The organism is Nocardioides sp. SRI_004 (genome assembly GCF_057586415.1).
This window is the reverse complement of sequence record NZ_JBYCZV010000029.1, coordinates 1-17,389: the sequence shown is the minus strand read 5'-3', so window position 1 is coordinate 17,389 and position 17,389 is coordinate 1. Positions and strand designations below refer to the sequence as shown.

Here is a 17,389-nt window from a genome sequence, read left to right as displayed (position 1 = left end):
CAGATCACTTAAAGTCAGTCTTGACTGTTTGTTAGTCGGGGCACCATGCTGGGCCCATGTCCGCCACCGCCCGCGTGCCGCAGGAGGAGCGCACCCGCGCCATGCGGCAGCGGCTGATGGAGGCGACGGTCGACCTGCTGGTCGAGAAGGGCTTCAGCGGTACGACGACCACGCTGGTCTCGGAGCGCGCGGGCGTCAGCCGCGGCGCCCAGCTGCACCACTTCCCCACGAAGAACGACCTCGTCGTCGCGGCGGTCGCCCACCTGACGGAGATCCGCGGCTCCGACCTCGAGGCCGCCGTCGCCCGCCTCCCCGAGGGCAGCGGGCGGATCGAGGCCGTCGTCCAGATGCTCGGCGACCACTTCGCCTCGCCGGTCTTCACCGCGGCGCTCGAGCTGTGGGTCGCGGCCCGCACCGACGCGACCCTGCACGAGGCGGTCGCGCCCCTGGAGCAGCGGGTCGGCCGCGAGACCCACCGGCTCACCGTCGAGCTGCTCGGCGCCGACGAGTCGGTGCCCGGCGTGCGCGAGCTGGTCCAGGCCACCCTCGACCTGGTCCGCGGCCTCGGCCTGGCCAACACGCTCGGCGACGACGCCCGTCGGCGCCGCAGGATCCTCAAGGAGTGGTCGCGCTCGCTGGAGTCGGCGCTCGCCCGTGATCAGAAGGAGAAGCCATGAGTGTCCTCGACGACGTCCTCGCCGACCTGGCCGCCGAGGGCGACCAGCTCCGCGCCGCCGTGGCCGGCCTCGACGCGGACGGCTGGCGCACCCTGACGCCCGCCGAGGGCTGGGACGTGGCCACCACGATCGCCCACCTGCTGTGGACCGACGAGGTCGCCGTGCTCGCCGCCGGGTCGCTGACCGACGAAGGCAAGCAGGCGTGGGACGCCGTCGTACTCCTGGCGATCGAGGACCCGACCGGGTTCGTCGACAAGGAGGCGCTGCGCATCGGCGAGCTCCCCGCCGACGAGCTGCTCGCCCGCTGGGACGCCGCCCGGCCCGCGCTCGTCGAGGCGCTGACGGCCTACCCCGAGGGCCTCAAGATGCCGTGGTTCGGCCCGCCGATGTCGCCGACGTCGATGGCGACCGCGCGGTTCATGGAGACCTGGGCCCACTCCCTCGACGTGTACGACGCCCTCGGCACCCGTCCGGAGGTGACCGACCGGATCCGCCACGTCGCCCACATCGGCGTGCGCACCCGCAACTTCTCCTACGCCAACAACGGCCTCGAGGCTCCGGGCGAGGAGTTCCGCGTCGAGCTGACGGCGCCCAGCGGCGCGACCTGGACCTGGGGCCCGGAGGACGCTCCCCAGAAGGTCACCGGCTCGGCGTACGACTTCTGCCAGCTGGTCACCCAGCGGGTGCACCGTGACGACACCGACCTGGTGGCCGTCGGCGACGACGCCGAGAAGTGGCTCACCATCGCGCAGGCGTTCGCCGGTCCGGCGGGCGGCGGAAGGGATCCCCGATGACCTCACCCATCAAGGTCGCCAACTGCAGCGGCTTCTACGGCGACCGGCTCTCGGCGCTGAAGGAGCAGCTGGAGGGTGGCGACGTCGACGTCATCACCGGCGACTACCTCGCCGAGCTGACCATGCTGATCCTGGGCATGGACACGCTGCGCGACGCCGACCTCGGCTACGCACGCACCTTCCTCAAGCAGCTCGCGGGCACCCTCGGCCTCGCGATCGACAAGGGCGTCAAGATCGTCACCAATGCCGGTGGCCTCAACCCCGCCGGCCTCGCGACGCAGGTGCAGAAGCTCGCCGCCGAGCTGGGTGTCGACGCCAAGGTCACCCACGTCGAGGGCGACGACCTGCGCGCGGCCAACCTGTTCGAGGGGGCGCTGACGGCCAACGCCTACCTCGGCGCGTTCGGCATCGCCTCCGCCCTGACCCGTGGCGCCGACATCGTCGTCACCGGGCGCGTGACCGACGCCAGCGTCGTCGTCGGTCCCGCGATCGCCCACCACGGCTGGACCCCCGAGTCGTACGACGCCCTGGCCGGCGCCGTCGTCGCGGGCCACGTCATCGAGTGCGGCACCCAAGCGACCGGCGGCAACTTCTCCGGCTTCACCGACCTGTTCCGCGCCGGTGCCCCGATGACGAAGCCGCTGGGCTTCCCCATCGCCGAGATCGCCGCCGACGGCAGCAGCATCATCACCAAGCACGACGGCACGGGCGGTGCGGTCACCGTCGACACCGTCACCGCGCAGCTGCTCTACGAGATCCAGACCACGCGCTACCTCAACCCCGATGTCACCACCCACCTCGACTCGATCCGGCTCCGCGACGCCGGCCCGGACCGGGTCGAGATCTCTGGCGTCACCGGCAGCGCGCCGCCCGAGCAGCTCAAGGTCGCGGTCAACACGCTCGGCGGCTACCGCAACCAGGTGGAGTTCGTGCTGACCGGGCTCGACATCGACGCGAAGGCGGAGTGGCTGCGCAGCCAGCTCGACCCGCAGCTGACGGCCGCCGACGTGACCTGGACCCAGACGCCCGCCCGCGGCGGCGACTCCGACACCGAGGAAGGCGCGTCGGTGATCCTGCGCTGCATCGGCAAGGACCCCGAAGCCGGTCCGCTCGGCAAGCCGTTCACCGGCCCGGCCGTCGAGCTCGCGCTCGCCAGCTACCCCGGCTTCACGATGACCACCCCGCCGCAGAAGCCCAGCCCGTTCGGCATCTACAGGCCCGAGTACGTCGACCGGTCGGCCGTCGAGCACACGGTCGTCCACCACGACGGCACCCGCGAGGTGATCGCCGACCCGACCACCTTCGCCGGCCCGGCGGACCTCGACCCCGAGCTCGGGAAGCGCCCGTCGCCGTACCCCGCGCCGGCGGACACGATCACCCGCCGCATGCCGCTGGGGAGCTTCGTGCACGCCCGCTCCGGCGACAAGGGCGGCGACGCCAACCTCGGCCTGTGGGTGAAGAACGACGGCTCGCCGAAGTACGAGGCGCGGGTCCAGTGGCTCGCGAAGATCGTCAAGGACCGCAAGGTCCGCGAGCTCGTGCCCGAGGCGAAGGACCTCGACGTCGACGTCTACGTGCTGCCCAACCTGGGTGCCGTGAACATCGTGATCCACGGCCTGCTCGGCGACGGCGTCGCCGCGTCCACGCGCTTCGACCCGCAGGCCAAGGGCCTGGGCGAGTGGGTCCGCAGCCGCATCGTCCACATCCAGGAGGACCTTCTGTGAATCACCCCACGAACTTCTCCTCCCCCGCTTCGCTCCTCCGGACAAGTTCGCGGGGACCCCGATGAGTACCTTCAACCACGGCTGGACGCCCGAGCAGCTGGCGCTGAAGCAGAGCGCGATCGAGTTCACCCGGCGGGAGGTGACGCCGCACCTCGACCAGTGGGAGAAGGACGGCGAGCTGCCCCGCGAGCTGCAGAAGAAGCTCGCCCACGCGGGCCTGCTCGGCGTCGGCGTCCCGGAGGAGGTCGGCGGCGACGGCGGCACCCTGCTCGACATCTGCGCGGCCCAGGAGGGCTTCATGGAGGCCGGGTGGTCCGGCGGCGCGATGGCGAGCGCGTTCACCCACGGCATCGCGATCCCGCACATCATCCAGAACGGCTCCCAGGAGCTCATCGACACCTGGGTCCGCCCGACGCTGAGCGGCGACCTGATCGGGTCGATGGCCGTCACCGAGCCGGGCACCGGCTCCGACGTCGCCAGCATCAGCACGCGCGCGGTCCGCGACGGCGACCACTGGGTGATCAACGGCGCGAAGACGTTCATCACCTCCAGCGTCCGCGGCGACTTCGTGACGACGGCCGTGCGCACCGGCGAGGCCGGAGCGCACGGCATCTCGATGATCGTCGTACCCAAGGGGACGCCGGGCTTCACCGTCTCCCGCAAGCTCGACAAGATGGGCTGGCTGGCGTCCGACACCGGCGAGCTGTCGTACGTCGACGTGCGGGTCCCGGTCGGCAACCTGGTCGGCCAGGAGAACCACGGCTTCTACTACATCGCCGAGAACTTCGTGACCGAGCGGATCTTCCTCGCGCTGATGGGCTACGGCCACGCGATGCGCTGCCTGGCCCTGTCGGTGCAGTACTGCAAGGACCGCGAGACCTTCGGCAAGCCGCTGGTGAAGAACCAGGTCGTGCGGGCCAAGCTGGTCGAGATGCACCGCCAGGTGGCGGTCGCCCGCGGCTACACCCTCGAGGTCGCGCAGCGGTACGTCGCCGGCGAGAACGTCATCGCCGAGGCCTGCCTCGCCAAGCAGACCGCCGTCGACACGGCCGTGTGGGTGGCCGACCAGGCCGTCCAGCTGCACGGCGGCATGGGCTACATGCGCGAGTCCGAGGTCGAGCGGCACTACCGCGACGTGCGGCTGCTGCCGATCGGTGGTGGCGCGACCGAGGTCCTCACCGACCTCGCGGCCAAGCTGCTGGGGTATGCCTGATGAGCCTCCTCAAGCCGCTCGGCGGCGAGGTGAGCGTGCACATGAAGGCGCCGGTCGAGGACGTGTGGGCGCTGGTCAGCGACGTGACCCGGATCGGGGAGTTCTCCCCCGAGACCTTCGAGGCGCAGTGGACCCACGGCGCGACCGGCCCCGCGGTCGGTGCGCGCTTCAAGGGGCACGTGAAGCGCAACGGCGTCGGGCCCGTCTACTGGACGCCCTGCACCGTCACGAAGTGCGTCGAGCCGGGCAGCAACGGCCAGGCGGTCTTCGAGTTCGCCGTCGGCCTCGACGACAACGCCATCAACACGTGGGGCTACCGGATGGCTCCCGAGAACGGCGGCACCCGCGTCACCGAGTACTTCCGGCTCACGCCGGCCTGGTACATCCGCGGCTACTGGCTCCTCCTGGGCCGGCTGCGCAGCAAGACCAACGAGCGCGGCATGCGCACGACCCTCGAGAGGATGAAGGCGGTGGTGGAGGCATGACCACGACGGAGACCGAGGCGGTCGCGGAGGAGCAGACGCCCGAGCAGCTGCGGCGTACGGCCATGGAGGAGAAGCTCGCGTCGCTGCACGCCGAGCAGGCCAAGGCGGTCGAGGCCGGCGGCAAGTACATCGCCCGCCACAAGGAGCGGGGCAAGCTCACCGCCCGCGAGCGGATCGAGCTGCTCGTCGACGAGGGCTCGGCCTTCCTGGAGCTGATGCCGCTGGCCGGCTGGGGCAGCGACTTCGCGGTCGGGGCCTCGCTCGTCACGGGCATCGGCGTCGTCGAGGGCGTCGAGTGCATGATCATCGCCAACGACCCCACGGTGAAGGGCGGCGCCCTCAACCCCTGGTCGCTGAAGAAGTCCTTCCGGGCGGCCGAGATCGCCGAGAAGAACTTCCTCCCGTCGATCAACCTCACCGAGTCGGGCGGCGCCGACCTGCCCACCCAGAAGGAGATCTTCATCCCCGGTGGGCGCGGCTTCCGCGACCTGACCCGGTCCAGCGCCCGCAAGCAGCCCACCATCTCGGTGGTCTTCGGCAACTCGACCGCGGGCGGCGCCTACGTCCCCGGCATGAGCGACTACGTGATCATGGTCAAGGAGCAGGCCAAGGTCTTCCTGGCCGGCCCGCCGCTGGTGAAGATGGCGACCGGCGAGGAGTCCGACGACGAGACCCTCGGCGGCGCCGAGATGCACTCGCGGATCTCCGGCTCCTCCGACTTCCTCGCCGTCGACGAGTACGACGCGATCCGGCTCGCCCGTCGTACCGTGGCCCGGCTCAACTGGCGCAAGGCCGGGGTTTCGAGGCTCGCTGGCGCTCGCACCTCAACCAGCGGCCATGACGACTACGCCGAGCCGGACCTCGACCCCGAGGACCTGCTCGACCTGATCCCGACCGACCTCAAGGAGCCCTTCGACCCGCGCGAGGCGATCCTGCGCATCGTCGACGGCACGAGCGCCGGCAACGGCCAGCCCTTCGACGAGTTCAAGCCGCTCTACGGCTCGGCGCTGTGCGTCGGCTGGGCGCAGATCCACGGCCACCCGGTCGGCATCCTCGCCAACGCGCGCGGCGTGCTGATGAGCGAGGAGGCCCAGAAGGCCGCCCAGTTCATCCAGCTGGCCAACCAGAAGGACACGCCGCTGCTCTTCCTGCACAACACCACCGGCTACATGGTCGGCGCCGAGTACGAGCAGGGCGGCATCATCAAGCACGGCGCGATGATGATCAACGCGGTCTCCAACTCGAAGGTGCCGCACCTGACGGTGATCATGGGTGCGTCGTACGGCGCCGGCAACTACGGCATGAACGGCCGCGCCTACGACCCGCGCTTCCTCTTCACCTGGCCGTCCGCGAAGTCCTCGGTCATGGGCCCCGCGCAGCTGGCCGGCGTGCTCGAGATCGTCGCGCGCGAGTCCGCGGAGAAGAAGGGCCAGCCCTTCGACGCCGAGGGCTTTGCGGGCATCAAGGAGATGGTCGAGCAGCAGATCGAGGAGCAGTCGCTGCCCTACGTCCTCTCCGGGATGGTGTACGACGACGGCGTCATCGACCCGCGCGACACCCGGACGGTCCTGGGCATCTGCCTGTCCGTCATCGACAACCAGCCGATCGAGGGCGCCATGAACTTCGGCGTCTTCCGCATGTAGGGGCGAGCCGATGATCACCCGAATCCTTGTGGCCAACCGCGGCGAGATCGCCCGCCGCGTCTTCCGCACCGCCCGCCGCCTCGGCATCGAGACGGTGGCGGTCCACTCCGACGCCGACGCGGGCCTGCCCTTCGTGCGGGAGGCGGACGCCGCCGTACGGCTGCCGGGGAACACGCCGGCCGAGACCTACCTGCGCGGCGAGCTCGTCATCGAGGCGGCGCGGAGGGCCGGCGCGGACGCCATCCACCCCGGCTACGGCTTCCTGTCCGAGAACGCGGCGTTCGCCCGGCAGGTCGCCGACGCGGGCCTGACCTGGATCGGCCCCGACCCGGACTCGATCGACCGGATGGGCTCGAAGATCGAGTCCAAGAAGCTGATGGAGGCCGCGGGCGTCCCCGTCCTCGGCAACCTCACCGTCGACACCGCGACCGAGGACGACCTGCCGCTGCTGGTCAAGGCGTCGGCCGGCGGCGGCGGCCGCGGCATGCGCGTCGTCCGGGCGCTGTCCGACCTCGCGGGCGAGGTCGAGAAGGCGTCGTCCGAGGCGGAGTCGGCGTTCGGCGACGGCACCGTCTTCGTCGAGCCCTACGTCGAGCGGGGCCGCCACGTCGAGGTCCAGGTCGTCGGCGACGGCAAGGGCGGCGTGCTGGTGTTCGGCGAGCGCGACTGCTCGCTGCAGCGCCGCCACCAGAAGGTCGTCGAGGAGGCTCCCGCGCCGGGGCTCACCGAGGAGGTCGCGGAGGCGCTGCACGACGCCGCCCGCAAGGCCGCCGAGGCGATCGACTACCGCGGTGCCGGCACCGTCGAGTTCCTCTACGACGCCGACACAGAGCGCTTCTACTTCCTCGAGATGAACACCCGCCTCCAGGTCGAGCACCCTGTCACCGAGCAGGTGTACGGCGTCGACCTGGTCGAGCTGCAGGTCGCCGTCGCCGAGGGCCGGCCGCTGCCCGCCGTCGACCCGCAGCCGGAGGGCCACGCCATCGAGGTGCGCCTCTACGCCGAGGACCCCGCGGCCGACTACGCCCCGCAGACCGGGCGCCTGCTGGAGCTGGAGCTGGAGCACGACGACACGTTCGCGCTCGACGGGTTCGGCATCCGGCTGGACACCGGCTTCGAGTCGGGCGACGAGGTCGGCACCTTCTACGACGCGATGCTGTCGAAGGTGATCGCCTGGGCACCGACCCGCGAGCAGGCGGCGCGGGCCCTCGCCCGGACGCTCGAGAGGGCGCGGATCCACGGCCTCACCACCAACCGCGACCAGCTGGTCGCGTCGCTGCGGCACCCGGCCTTCCTCGACGTCACCGGCGTGGCCACGTCCTTCTACGGCGACCACCCCGAGACGCTCCAGCCGCCGACCGACGACGACCTGCTGCCCCTCGTGGGCGCGGTCGCGCTCGCCGAGCACCGACGCCTCGGCGCCAAGGTGCAGTCGCGGATCCCCGCCGGCTTCCGCAACGTCGACGCCGGGCCGCGCACGACGCGGCTCGGTGTGGGCGCCGAGGAGGTCGAGGTCCGCTGGTACGGCGGCCGCGACGGCTACCGCAGCGCCGACCGCGACGACGTGGTGGTCGTCAGCGCGACGCCGCACGAGGTCGTCGTGGAGCTCGACGGGGTGACCCGCCGCTACGACGTGCGGGTCCTGGAGACGGCCGTGCTCGTGGACGGCCCGCGGGGTGGCGCCACCCTCCGGATCGTGCCGCGCTTCGTCGACCCCTCGACGCAGGTCGCCGCGGGCTCCCTGCTCGCGCCGATGCCGGGCAGCGTGATCGCGGTCCGCGCGGCGGTCGGCGACGTCGTACAGGAAGGGCAGGCCATCCTCGTGATGGAGGCCATGAAGATGCAGCACACCATCGCGGCGCCCTACGCGGGCACCGTCACCGAGCTGTCGGCGAGCGCCGGGCAGCAGGTCGAGGCGGGCGTCGTGCTCGCCATCGTGGAGCCCGCCGAGGCGGCCGGCTCGGAGGAGGAGAACCGATGACCCAGACCATGTTCACCGAGCCGGAGGAGCGCGTCGCCCTGCGCGAGGCGGTCAAGAAGCTGGCCGGCAAGTACGGCCGCGAGTACGTCGAGAAGCAGGCCCGCGAGGGCGGCAAGATGACCGAGATGTGGCTCGAGATGGGCCAGAACGGCTTCCTCGGCGTCAACATCCCCGAGGAGTACGGCGGCGGTGGCGGCGGCATGTCCGATCTGGCGGCCGTGCTCGAGGAGTCCGCCGCGGCCGGTGCGCCGCTGCTGATGATGGTCGTCTCACCGGCGATCTGCGGCTCGATCATCGCCCGCTGCGGCACCGAGGAGCAGAAGCAGCGCTGGCTCCCGTCGATCGCCGACGGCACCCACCTGATGGCCTTCGGCATCACCGAGGCCGACGCCGGCTCGAACTCCCACCAGATCACCACCACCGCCACCCGCGACGGCGACCACTGGGTGCTCAAGGGCCAGAAGACGTTCATCTCCGGCGTCGACGAGGCCCAGTCGGTGCTCATCGTCTCGCGCACCGAGGACGCCAAGACCGGCAAGCTCAAGCCGGCCCTGTTCGTCGTACCGACGGATGCCGAGGGCTTCACCAAGCAGGTCATCCCGATGTCGTGGCAGGCGCCGGAGAAGCAGTTCACCCTCTTCCTCGACGACGTCCGGGTCCCCGTCGACGCGCTCGTCGGCGACGAGGACGGCGGCCTGTGGCAGCTCTTCGCCGGCCTCAACCCCGAGCGGATCATGGGCGGCGCCATGTCGTGCGGCCTCGCCCGCTTCGCCCTCGACAAGGCGGTCGCCTACGCCAAGGAGCGCTCGGTCTGGAAGGACCAGCCCATCGGCGCCCACCAGGGCATCGCGCACCCGCTGGCCAAGGTGAAGATCGAGCTCGAGCAGGCCCGCCTGCTCTGGCAGAAGGCCGCCGCGCTGTACGACGCCGGCGACGACTTCACCGCCGGCGAGTACGCCAACATGGCCAAGTACGCCGGCGGCGAGGTCGCCTGCAACGCCACTGACGTCGCCGTCCACACCCACGGCGGCAACGGGCTCACCCAGGAGTACGGCCTGGGCAACATGCTGGTCGCGGCGCGGCTGGGGCGGATCGCGCCGGTCAGTCGGGAGATGATCCTCAACTTCGTGGCGATGCACTCGTTGGGGCTGCCGAAGAGCTACTGAGAAGCCGTTGGGAGTTTCACCGGCCGGCCGGAGAAACTCACGGTTGGACGATGAAGTTTCGTCGTCCAACCGTGAGTTTCGTCGTTCAAGCACGCGAGTTTCACCGGCCGGCCGGTGAAACTGGCACGAGCCCGCCCGCCAACAGGCATGATCCCGCCATGCGTTTCCTGCCCTTCGCCCTCGTCGGCCTGCTCTGGCTCTACTGCCTCGTCGAGGTGATCACCTCCCGCGAGGACAGCGTGCGCAACCTCGCGAAGTCGTGGTGGCTGCTGATCGTGCTGTTCTTCCCGCTCGCGGGCTCGATCGCGTGGATCATCGCCGGGCGTCCGCAGCACGAGCGGCCGCTGACCCGCGGCCAGGGCGCGGCGCCGGGCTTCCCCGAGTACGAGCGGCGGGGTCGGTTCGCGGCGGCCGACCCGGAGAAGGACGAGGACTTCCTGCGCAAGGTCCGCGAGCGGGCCGAGGAGCAGCGGCGCCGGTACGAGGCCCAGCGGCGCGACGAGGAGCGCCGGGAGCAGCAGGGCGACTAGCTCGTCCCACGGCGAGGGGCCCCGCGCTTTAAGTCGAGTAAGTCTATGTAGTATCTCCGGCATGACGACGACCGCCGTGCCCGCCACCCGCCGTACCGTGCTGCGCGGAGCAGCCGTCGGCTGTGCGGGCGCGCTGACCCCGGTCGTGGGAGCAGGCCTCGCCGAGGCCGTCACCGGCACCCCGGCGACGGCCGCCCGCCCGACGGCCGCCCGCCCGGCGGTCGACCGGCCCAACGTCATCGTGGTCTCCATCGACGACCTCGGCTGGGACGAGCTGGGCTGCTACGGCAACCGGTTCAACGAGACGCCGCACATCGACCGGCTGGCGCGCGAGGGTGTCCGCTTCACCCAGGCGTACGCCGCCGCCCCGCTGTGCTCCCCGACGCGGGCGGCCCTGGTGACCGGCCGCTACCCGGGCCGGACCGGGATCACCGACTACCTGCGGGGTGAGGGCGCGGCCAGCGACCTCCACCTGTCGCCGCGGATCCCCGGCATCCCCTCGGTGCTCAAGCCGCGCGGCTACACCACCGGCCACATCGGCAAGTGGCACCTGACGGAGACCTACCACGGGCACTACCGCTCGCGGCCGGGCAACCCGTACGCCCACGGCTTCGACGAGGTGATCCTCTCCGAGCACCGCTACATCGGCGGCGGGGACTACTTCGCGCCGTACGAGTTCCTGCCGGGGGTCCCGGGCCGCACCTCGCACGAGTACCTCACCGACCGGCTCGCCCTCGAGGCCGTCGGCTTCATCCGGCGCCACCGCAACCAGCCGTTCTTCCTTCACGTCGCCAACTACGCGGTCCACACCAAGCTGCGGGGCAAGTCGGCGCTGGTCGAGAAGTACCGCGCGAAGCCCGGTGCGGGCGGGCCGGGCGCGCGGCCGACGCTCGCGGCGATGCTGGAGAGCGTCGACACCCAGGTCGGGCGGATCGTGCGGACGCTGAAGGACCTCGGCATCGCCCGCAACACCCTGCTGCTGGTCACCAGCGACAACGGCGGCCAGAACCGTCCCGCCAACCGGCCGCTGCGCGGCGGCAAGGGCGAGCTGTACGAGGCCGGGATCCGGGTGCCGCTCGTCGCGTGGTGGCCCGGCCAGGCCCCCGGCGGCCGGGTGACCTCCGAGCTCGCCAGCACTATTGACATCCTGCCGACGGCGGCCGCGCTCGCGCACGGCACGACCCCGAAGGGCGTCGACGGCATCGACCTGTCGCCGGTCATCCGCGCGAAGGCGCCGAGCGGCCGCGACACGCTCTTCTGGGCCTACCCCCACCACATCGGCGGGTGGCACCCCTCCGCGGCCGTGCGCCAGGGCGGCTTCAAGGTGGTCCGGCGGCTGCGCACCGGGCGCGACGAGCTCTACGACCTGGTCGCCGACCCGGCCGAGACGACCGACATCGCGAAGCGCGCCCCCGAGACCCGCAAGCGACTCTCCGCCCTGCTGACCGAGCACCTCGACGAGCTCGACCTCTTCGCGCCGCCGCCGGGCAGCGTGGACTACGCGCGGGTCGCGACGACGGGCGGCTTCCACGCCCTCCCCGGCACGGGCCTGCGCCGCAGCACCGAGCACGTCGCCGCGGGCCGGTTCGCGCTGACCATCGCGACCTCCGGCCTGGTCGCGGCCGGCCGGGGCGAGATCCGGCTCGGGGTCGCGCAGGACGCCGACAACCTGCTCGTCGTCCGCTACTCCCACCGACGCCGCGGCGTGCGCTGGGAGCTGCGCCACCGTGGCCGGTCGATCACCCAGGGCGCCGAGCCGGTGCGCACCCTCGACGGCACCGTCGACCTGTCCCGACCCGGCGCGCGCCTGGGCATGGCGGTCCGCGGCAGCCAGGTGACGGCGTACGGCGACCCGGGCACCGGCCGCTGGCAGATGCTCTTCCGCTTCGACGTCGGCGGCGTGCTCGACTTCGACTCCAGGACGGTGCGCTCGCGCTACCGGTACGCCGCCACGAGCGGGAAGGGCTTCCGCGCACGATTGGCCTGAGCGACGCCGCCGGTGGTGGGATCGACGTGTGGGTGGAGTGCTCGAGGGGTTCCTGACGATCGCGATCGTGATCTCCCTCGGCGCCCTGCTCGCCCACCTCGGCATCGTCGACGCCGCCGGCCAGCGCAGCCTGTCGCTGGCGTCCTTCTACCTCGCCAGCCCCGCGCTGCTGGTCACCGTGCTCGAGGACTCCGACCCGTCGCGGGTGCTGTCCGGGCCGCTGGTCGCGACGGCGGCCGGGGTGCTGGTGAGCGGGGGCGTGCTGGTGGCGATCGCGGTCGTGCGCGGCCTCGACGCCGGTACGACGGTCGTCGCCACCCTCTGCTCGGCCTACGTCAACGCCGGCAACCTCGGCATCCCGATCGCCGCCTACGCGCTGGGCGATGCCGCCCTCGTCGTACCCGCCCTCATGATGCAGCTGCTCTTCCTGCAGCCGCTCGCGCTGACGGTGCTCGACGTCGTGACCAGCCCGGAGCGGCCCACCCTCGGCAGGATCCTGCGCCGCCCGGTCACCAACCCGCTCACCATCGCGTCCTTCGCCGGCCTCGCGCTCGCCGTCACCGACGCCGAGCTGCCGCAGGTCGTCCACGCGCCGCTGGAGCTCGTCGGCGGGATGGCCGTCCCCGCGATGCTCCTCGCGTACGGCGTGGCGCTGCGCCTGGGCCCGCTCCCCGGACGCGGCGTACCCCCGCGCGCGCTGGCCACCGTGTCGCTGCTGAAGATGGTCGTCCAGCCGGTCGCGGCGTACGTCGTGGGCCGGTTCGCCGTCGGGCTCGACGGGCACGACCTGTTCGCGGTGACCCTGCTGTCGGCCCTGCCGACGGCGCAGAACGTCTTCGTCGTGGCGACCCGCTACGACCGCGGGATCCTGCTCGCGCGCGACGCCATCTTCGTCACCACGCTGGCCTCCGCGCCCGTCGCGATCGGCATCGCCGCGCTGCTGGCCTGAGCGCCGCTCGGTCCCGAACGGGGCAGTGGTCCCCGGGTCGTCGTACCCGGAGTTATAGGTTGCGCCTGTGGGACTCGTCGGAGACATCGATCGCGGCCAGCGCCGCAATTCGGTGTTCGGCTTCCCGCTGGCGGTCGTCTACAAGTTCTTCGACGACCAGGGCAACTACCTCGCGGCGATCCTCACCTTCTACGCGTTCCTCTCGATCTTCCCGCTGCTGCTGCTCGCCACGTCGATCCTCGGCTTCATCCTCGAGGGCAACCCGCGGCTGCAGGAGCAGGTCCTCGACTCGGCCCTCGGCCAGTTCCCGATCATCGGCGACGCGCTGGGCCGGCCGGAGGGGATCCAGGGCTCGACGGGCGGTGTCATCGTGGGCTCGCTGACCGCCCTGTACGGCGCCCTCGGGCTCGGCCTCGCGCTGCAGAACGTGCAGTCCGCCGCGTGGGCCGTGCCGCGCAACAGCCGCCCCCACCCGGTGATGACCCGGGTCAACAGCCTCTTCATCCTCGCCGTGGCCGGCACCGTGATCTTCACGATCTCGGTCGGCTCCGCGGTCCTCACCGAGACCCGCCTCGTCGGCGAGCTCTCGCAGCACGGCTGGTTCCACTGGCTGGTGCGCCTGCTGACGATCCTCATCCTCGGCGCGACGATGACCGTGCTGCTGCGGATGGCCGCCGCGCGTGCGATCCGCGCCAACGTCATCCGGGCCGCTCCCGGCGGCTACACCATCGCCGTCATGTGGCAGCTCCTGCAGTGGATCGGGACAATCTACGTCACCAACGTCATCGCCAGCGCCGACCGCAACAGCATGGCTGGCGTCTTCGGCGTCGTCCTCGGCCTGATGGGCCTGCTCTACATGGGCGCCGTGATGGGCGTCCTCGGCATCGAGGTCAACGTGGTGCTCGCCCGCCGGCTCTGGCCGCGTGCGCTGCTCACCCCGTTCACCGACTCCGTCGACCTCACCGAGGCCGACCGCCGCGCGTACGCGATGTACGCCCAGATGCAGCGCCACAAGGGCTTCGAGACGGTCGCCGTCCGCTTCGAGGGCCGCGACGGCGACACCCACGACATCGTGCTCGACCCGAGGACCGAGAAGGTCATCAAGCAGCACCTCCCCGGCAAGCCCCCGCGCGCCGAGGCCGTCGACGAGCCCACCCAGCCCTTCCAGCTGCCGGCGCCGCCGGAGATCTGAGTCGCGACGGCTCGGCCGTGGGTCGCCGGGGTTTGCGTCATACGAAGTGGTCGTCCGGGCGCGCGCTTCGTATGACGTCCCGGACCGGTTCCCCCCACCAGCTGTGACGTCATACGAAGTGGTCGTCGGAACGCTCGGTTCGTATGACGTCCCCACCGTTCTCCACAGCTCGCCGACAGCCGGTGTCGTCCCGAGGGCCACCGGGCACGCAGGGCGCATGGATGACGTACGACGTGCGCGGGTCGACGAGCTCGCCGGGAACCAGTCCGGTGTGGTCGGGCGGCGGCAGCTCTACGCGGCGGGCATCACCCGCAGCGACGTGCGCGCGGCACTGCGCGCGCGGCGGTGGCAGCGGGTGAGCGACCAGGTCGTCGCCGTACACAACGGCCCGCTCACCCAGCGCGCCCATGAGTGGGCGGCCGTGCTGCAGGGCGGTCCGCGAGCGCAGCTGGACGGCGCCTCCAGCCTCATCGCCTCCGGCCTCGAGAGGTTCACCGTCGACCGGATCCGGGTGTCGGTCCCGCGAGGTGCGCGGGTGCGTCGTACTCGCTCCTACAACGTTCGCCAGACCCGCCGCTGGTCCGCTGACGACCAGGCACCCGGCGGAATCCCGCGCACGAAGGTCGCCGTCGCCGCCGTCCGCGCGGCGTTGTGGCTCGCCAGCAACGAGCAGGCGCGCCTGGTCCTGACGATGGTCGTCCAACAGGGACTGGCCACACCACAGCAGCTGGGCGAGGAGGCGCTGCGGATCCGCCGCGACCGTCGCCGCGACCTCATCCACGTGACGATCGGCGACCTGCTCGACGGCGCCCGCGCGCTCGGCGAGCTCGACATCAAGCGCGAGCTGCGCCGCCGCGGGTTGCCGGCGCCGCAGCAGCAGGTGCTGCGCAAGGACCGGCGGGGCCGGTACTACCTGGACCTCCACTGGCCCGACCTCGGTGTCGTCGTGGAGATCGACGGCATCCACCACGCGTGGGCCGAGAACGTCGTCGGCGACGCCTTGCGCCAGAACGCCCTCGCGCTCGACGGCGACATCGTGCTGCGCCTGCCACTGCTCGGCCTCCGGATCCAGCCGGACGACTTCTTCGCGCAGATCGCGCGGGCGCTCGACATGGGTCGGCAGCGGAAGGCGGCGTGACGGGTCGTCCGTGCCGTGGGTCGCGCGCGTTACGTCATGCGAAGTGGTCGTTCCAGCGCTCGGTTCGTATGACGTCCGCCCGCACCCGCGCCGGACGGTCGGCAGCGTCATGCGAAGTGGTCGTTCCAGCGCTCGGTTCGTATGACGTCCGCCCGCGCCCGCGTCGGACTGTCCGCAGCGTCATGCGAAGCGGTCGTTCCAGCGCTCGGTTCGTATGACGTCCGCCCGCGCCCGCGTCGGACGGTCCGCAGCGTCATGCGAAGCGGTCGTTCCAGCGCTCGGTTCGTATGACGTCCACCCGCACCCGCGTCGGACTGTCCGCAACGTCATGCGAAGCGGTCGCCCCAGCGCTCGATTCGTATGACGCAAACCCCGGCCACCCCGCAGACCGCGGCGACCCCGGCCACCGCAAGGAGCCGCACCTGCAGGCAGCGTCACTCCGCCCGGAGCAGCCCCCGCAGCCGGCCCAGGACGGCGTCGTCGAGGCCCAGCCCGTCGCGCAGGTACGACGCCCGGTCGCCGTACCGCTCCTCGACGGCGGCCCAGGCGGCGTCGAGGTACTCGATGTCGACGACGAGCGTCGGCTCGTAGACGGCGACGAGGTCGGGGCCGCCGTGCTTCTCGATCTCGGCCTCGACGCGCGCGCGGGAGGCGGCGCTGAGGGCGTTGGTCAGCAGGTAGTCGGACTCGATGGTCGGGTCGTCGACGCCGGCGACGTGGAGCAGCAGGGCGGCGACCCAGCCGGTGCGGTCCTTGCCCTGCGAGCAGTGGAAGAGCTGGGGGCCGCCGGTGGCGAGCTGGCGGAGCACGTCGCCGAAGGCGGTGCGGCAGTGCTGCTCGACGACGAAGCCGCGGTAGACCTCGTCCATCAGCGCGATCGCCTCGGCGCGGCTGGTCAGGCTGGAGAGCCGTTCGATGGGGATGCCGATGGCGTCGAAGTGGAGGTTCTGCACGCCGGGCACCTCGGGGTCGGGGTGCAGCGCGATCTCGGTGGCGGACCGCAGGTCGATGATGGTGTTGAGGCCGATGCGGTGCAGCGCCTCGAGGTCGACGTCGGTCAGCCGCAGGTCGTTGGACCGGTAGAAGACCCCGGTGCGCAGGCGGCCGCCGTCGCTCGTGGCGTAGCCGGTGCCGGCGACGTCGCGGAAGTTGTCGGCCGACGCCAGCCGGAGGTACTCGTCGCTCGCCTGCTCGCTCACGAAAAGTCAGGGTAGGCGGCGTGCAACCATTCCCGGGTCCCGGGTGGTGGAAGAGCACGTGAACACGATGCAGTCCCCGCCTCGGGTGCAGGGAGCCGGCACAGCCTCGGGAGGGTCGATGGACGCACGCGCCGACTTCGACGCCTTCGTCGGCGCCCGGTCCAGTGCGCTGCTGCGGACCGCCTACCTGCTGACGCGCGACCACGCGCTCGCCGAGGACCTGCTCCAGACCGCGTTGACGAAGGCGTGGTTCGCGTGGCGCCGGATCGACGGCGACCCGGAGGCCTACGTCCGCAGGATCCTCGTCAACACCTACGCGACCTGGTGGCGGCGGAGGTGGAACGGCGAGCGCGCGACCGACGAGCTCCCCGAGCCGGCCAGCGGTGGACACCCCACCGCGCACGACCGCAGCGACACGACCCACGACCTGTGGACCGCCCTCGGCCGCCTCCCGCGCCGGCAGCGTGCCGTCGTCGTGCTCCGCTACGTCGAGGACCTCAGCGAGGCGGAGACCGCCCGCGTCCTCGGCTGCAGCGTCGGCAACGTCAAGAGCCAGGCCAGCCGCGCCCTCGCGAAGCTGCGCATCGACCCCGCCCTCACCACCGAGGAGGACCGCGCATGAACACCCTCGACGACCTCCGTCGCACCCTCGCCGACCACACCCCCGACGACGGTGACCTCGCCGCCCGCCCGGCCGCCGTCGCCCGCCGC

15 protein-coding genes are annotated in these 17,389 nt (G+C 71.7%); 14 read left to right on the top strand and 1 reads right to left on the bottom strand.

The window, feature by feature from the left end; translation table 11 throughout:
* Nucleotides 1-56: 56 nt before the first annotated feature.
* From AC2YHB_RS24865 to AC2YHB_RS24805, 13 genes are all read left to right on the top strand, one after another.
* Nucleotides 57-677: a TetR/AcrR family transcriptional regulator gene (locus tag AC2YHB_RS24865; RefSeq protein ID WP_179648841.1), complete on the top strand. Its 621-nt coding sequence runs from the start codon at nt 57-59 to the stop codon at nt 675-677.
* A complete protein-coding gene (locus tag AC2YHB_RS24860; RefSeq protein WP_487354796.1) occupies nt 674-1,471 on the top strand; it encodes a TIGR03084 family metal-binding protein in 798 nt (265 codons plus the stop codon). The genes AC2YHB_RS24865 and AC2YHB_RS24860 overlap by 4 nt, the downstream gene beginning before the upstream one ends.
* On the top strand, nt 1,468-3,195 hold the full coding sequence (locus tag AC2YHB_RS24855; protein WP_487354795.1) for an acyclic terpene utilization AtuA family protein: 1,728 nt from the start codon (nt 1,468-1,470) through the stop codon (nt 3,193-3,195). The genes AC2YHB_RS24860 and AC2YHB_RS24855 overlap by 4 nt, the downstream gene beginning before the upstream one ends.
* 61 nt (nt 3,196-3,256) lie before the next feature.
* Nucleotides 3,257-4,408: an acyl-CoA dehydrogenase family protein gene (locus tag AC2YHB_RS24850; protein WP_487354794.1), complete on the top strand. Its 1,152-nt coding sequence runs from the start codon at nt 3,257-3,259 to the stop codon at nt 4,406-4,408.
* Nucleotides 4,408-4,893, top strand: a complete 486-nt coding sequence (locus tag AC2YHB_RS24845; RefSeq protein ID WP_179648850.1) for an SRPBCC family protein — start codon at nt 4,408-4,410, stop codon at nt 4,891-4,893. The genes AC2YHB_RS24850 and AC2YHB_RS24845 overlap by 1 nt, the downstream gene beginning before the upstream one ends.
* Nucleotides 4,890-6,536, top strand: a complete 1,647-nt coding sequence (locus AC2YHB_RS24840; RefSeq protein ID WP_487354793.1) for an acyl-CoA carboxylase subunit beta — start codon at nt 4,890-4,892, stop codon at nt 6,534-6,536. Before AC2YHB_RS24845 ends, AC2YHB_RS24840 begins: the two co-directional genes overlap by 4 nt.
* 10 nt (nt 6,537-6,546) lie before the next feature.
* Nucleotides 6,547-8,517 (top strand): acetyl/propionyl/methylcrotonyl-CoA carboxylase subunit alpha, encoded by a 1,971-nt coding sequence (locus tag AC2YHB_RS24835; RefSeq protein WP_487354792.1) that lies wholly within the window; start codon nt 6,547-6,549, stop codon nt 8,515-8,517.
* A complete protein-coding gene (locus AC2YHB_RS24830; protein WP_036543661.1) occupies nt 8,514-9,683 on the top strand; it encodes an acyl-CoA dehydrogenase family protein in 1,170 nt (389 codons plus the stop codon). The genes AC2YHB_RS24835 and AC2YHB_RS24830 overlap by 4 nt, the downstream gene beginning before the upstream one ends.
* 158 nt (nt 9,684-9,841) lie before the next feature.
* Nucleotides 9,842-10,213: a PLD nuclease N-terminal domain-containing protein gene (locus AC2YHB_RS24825; RefSeq protein ID WP_036543659.1), complete on the top strand. Its 372-nt coding sequence runs from the start codon at nt 9,842-9,844 to the stop codon at nt 10,211-10,213.
* A gap of 61 nt (nt 10,214-10,274) precedes the next feature.
* Entirely contained in the window at nt 10,275-12,200 is a 1,926-nt protein-coding gene (locus AC2YHB_RS24820) for a sulfatase (protein WP_179648855.1), read from the top strand.
* A gap of 28 nt (nt 12,201-12,228) precedes the next feature.
* Entirely contained in the window at nt 12,229-13,149 is a 921-nt protein-coding gene (locus AC2YHB_RS24815; protein WP_487354791.1) for an AEC family transporter, read from the top strand.
* A 67-nt stretch (nt 13,150-13,216) separates the two neighbouring features.
* Nucleotides 13,217-14,341, top strand: a complete 1,125-nt coding sequence (locus tag AC2YHB_RS24810) for a YihY/virulence factor BrkB family protein (RefSeq protein ID WP_051932033.1) — start codon at nt 13,217-13,219, stop codon at nt 14,339-14,341.
* Between the two features lie 217 nt (nt 14,342-14,558).
* Nucleotides 14,559-15,479: a hypothetical protein gene (locus tag AC2YHB_RS24805; RefSeq protein WP_179648857.1), complete on the top strand. Its 921-nt coding sequence runs from the start codon at nt 14,559-14,561 to the stop codon at nt 15,477-15,479.
* 434 nt (nt 15,480-15,913) lie between these two features.
* Here the strand turns inward: AC2YHB_RS24805 and AC2YHB_RS24800 are convergent, their stop codons facing one another.
* Nucleotides 15,914-16,678 carry a tyrosine-protein phosphatase gene (locus AC2YHB_RS24800; protein ID WP_179648858.1) on the bottom strand — a complete coding sequence of 255 codons (765 nt, stop codon included), beginning with the start codon at nt 16,676-16,678 and terminating at the stop codon, nt 15,914-15,916.
* A 118-nt stretch (nt 16,679-16,796) separates the two neighbouring features.
* Between AC2YHB_RS24800 and AC2YHB_RS24795 the strand changes: the two genes are divergently transcribed.
* Nucleotides 16,797-17,300, top strand: a complete 504-nt coding sequence (locus AC2YHB_RS24795) for a SigE family RNA polymerase sigma factor (protein WP_179648859.1) — start codon at nt 16,797-16,799, stop codon at nt 17,298-17,300.
* The last annotated feature ends 89 nt before the right edge of the window (nt 17,301-17,389 follow it).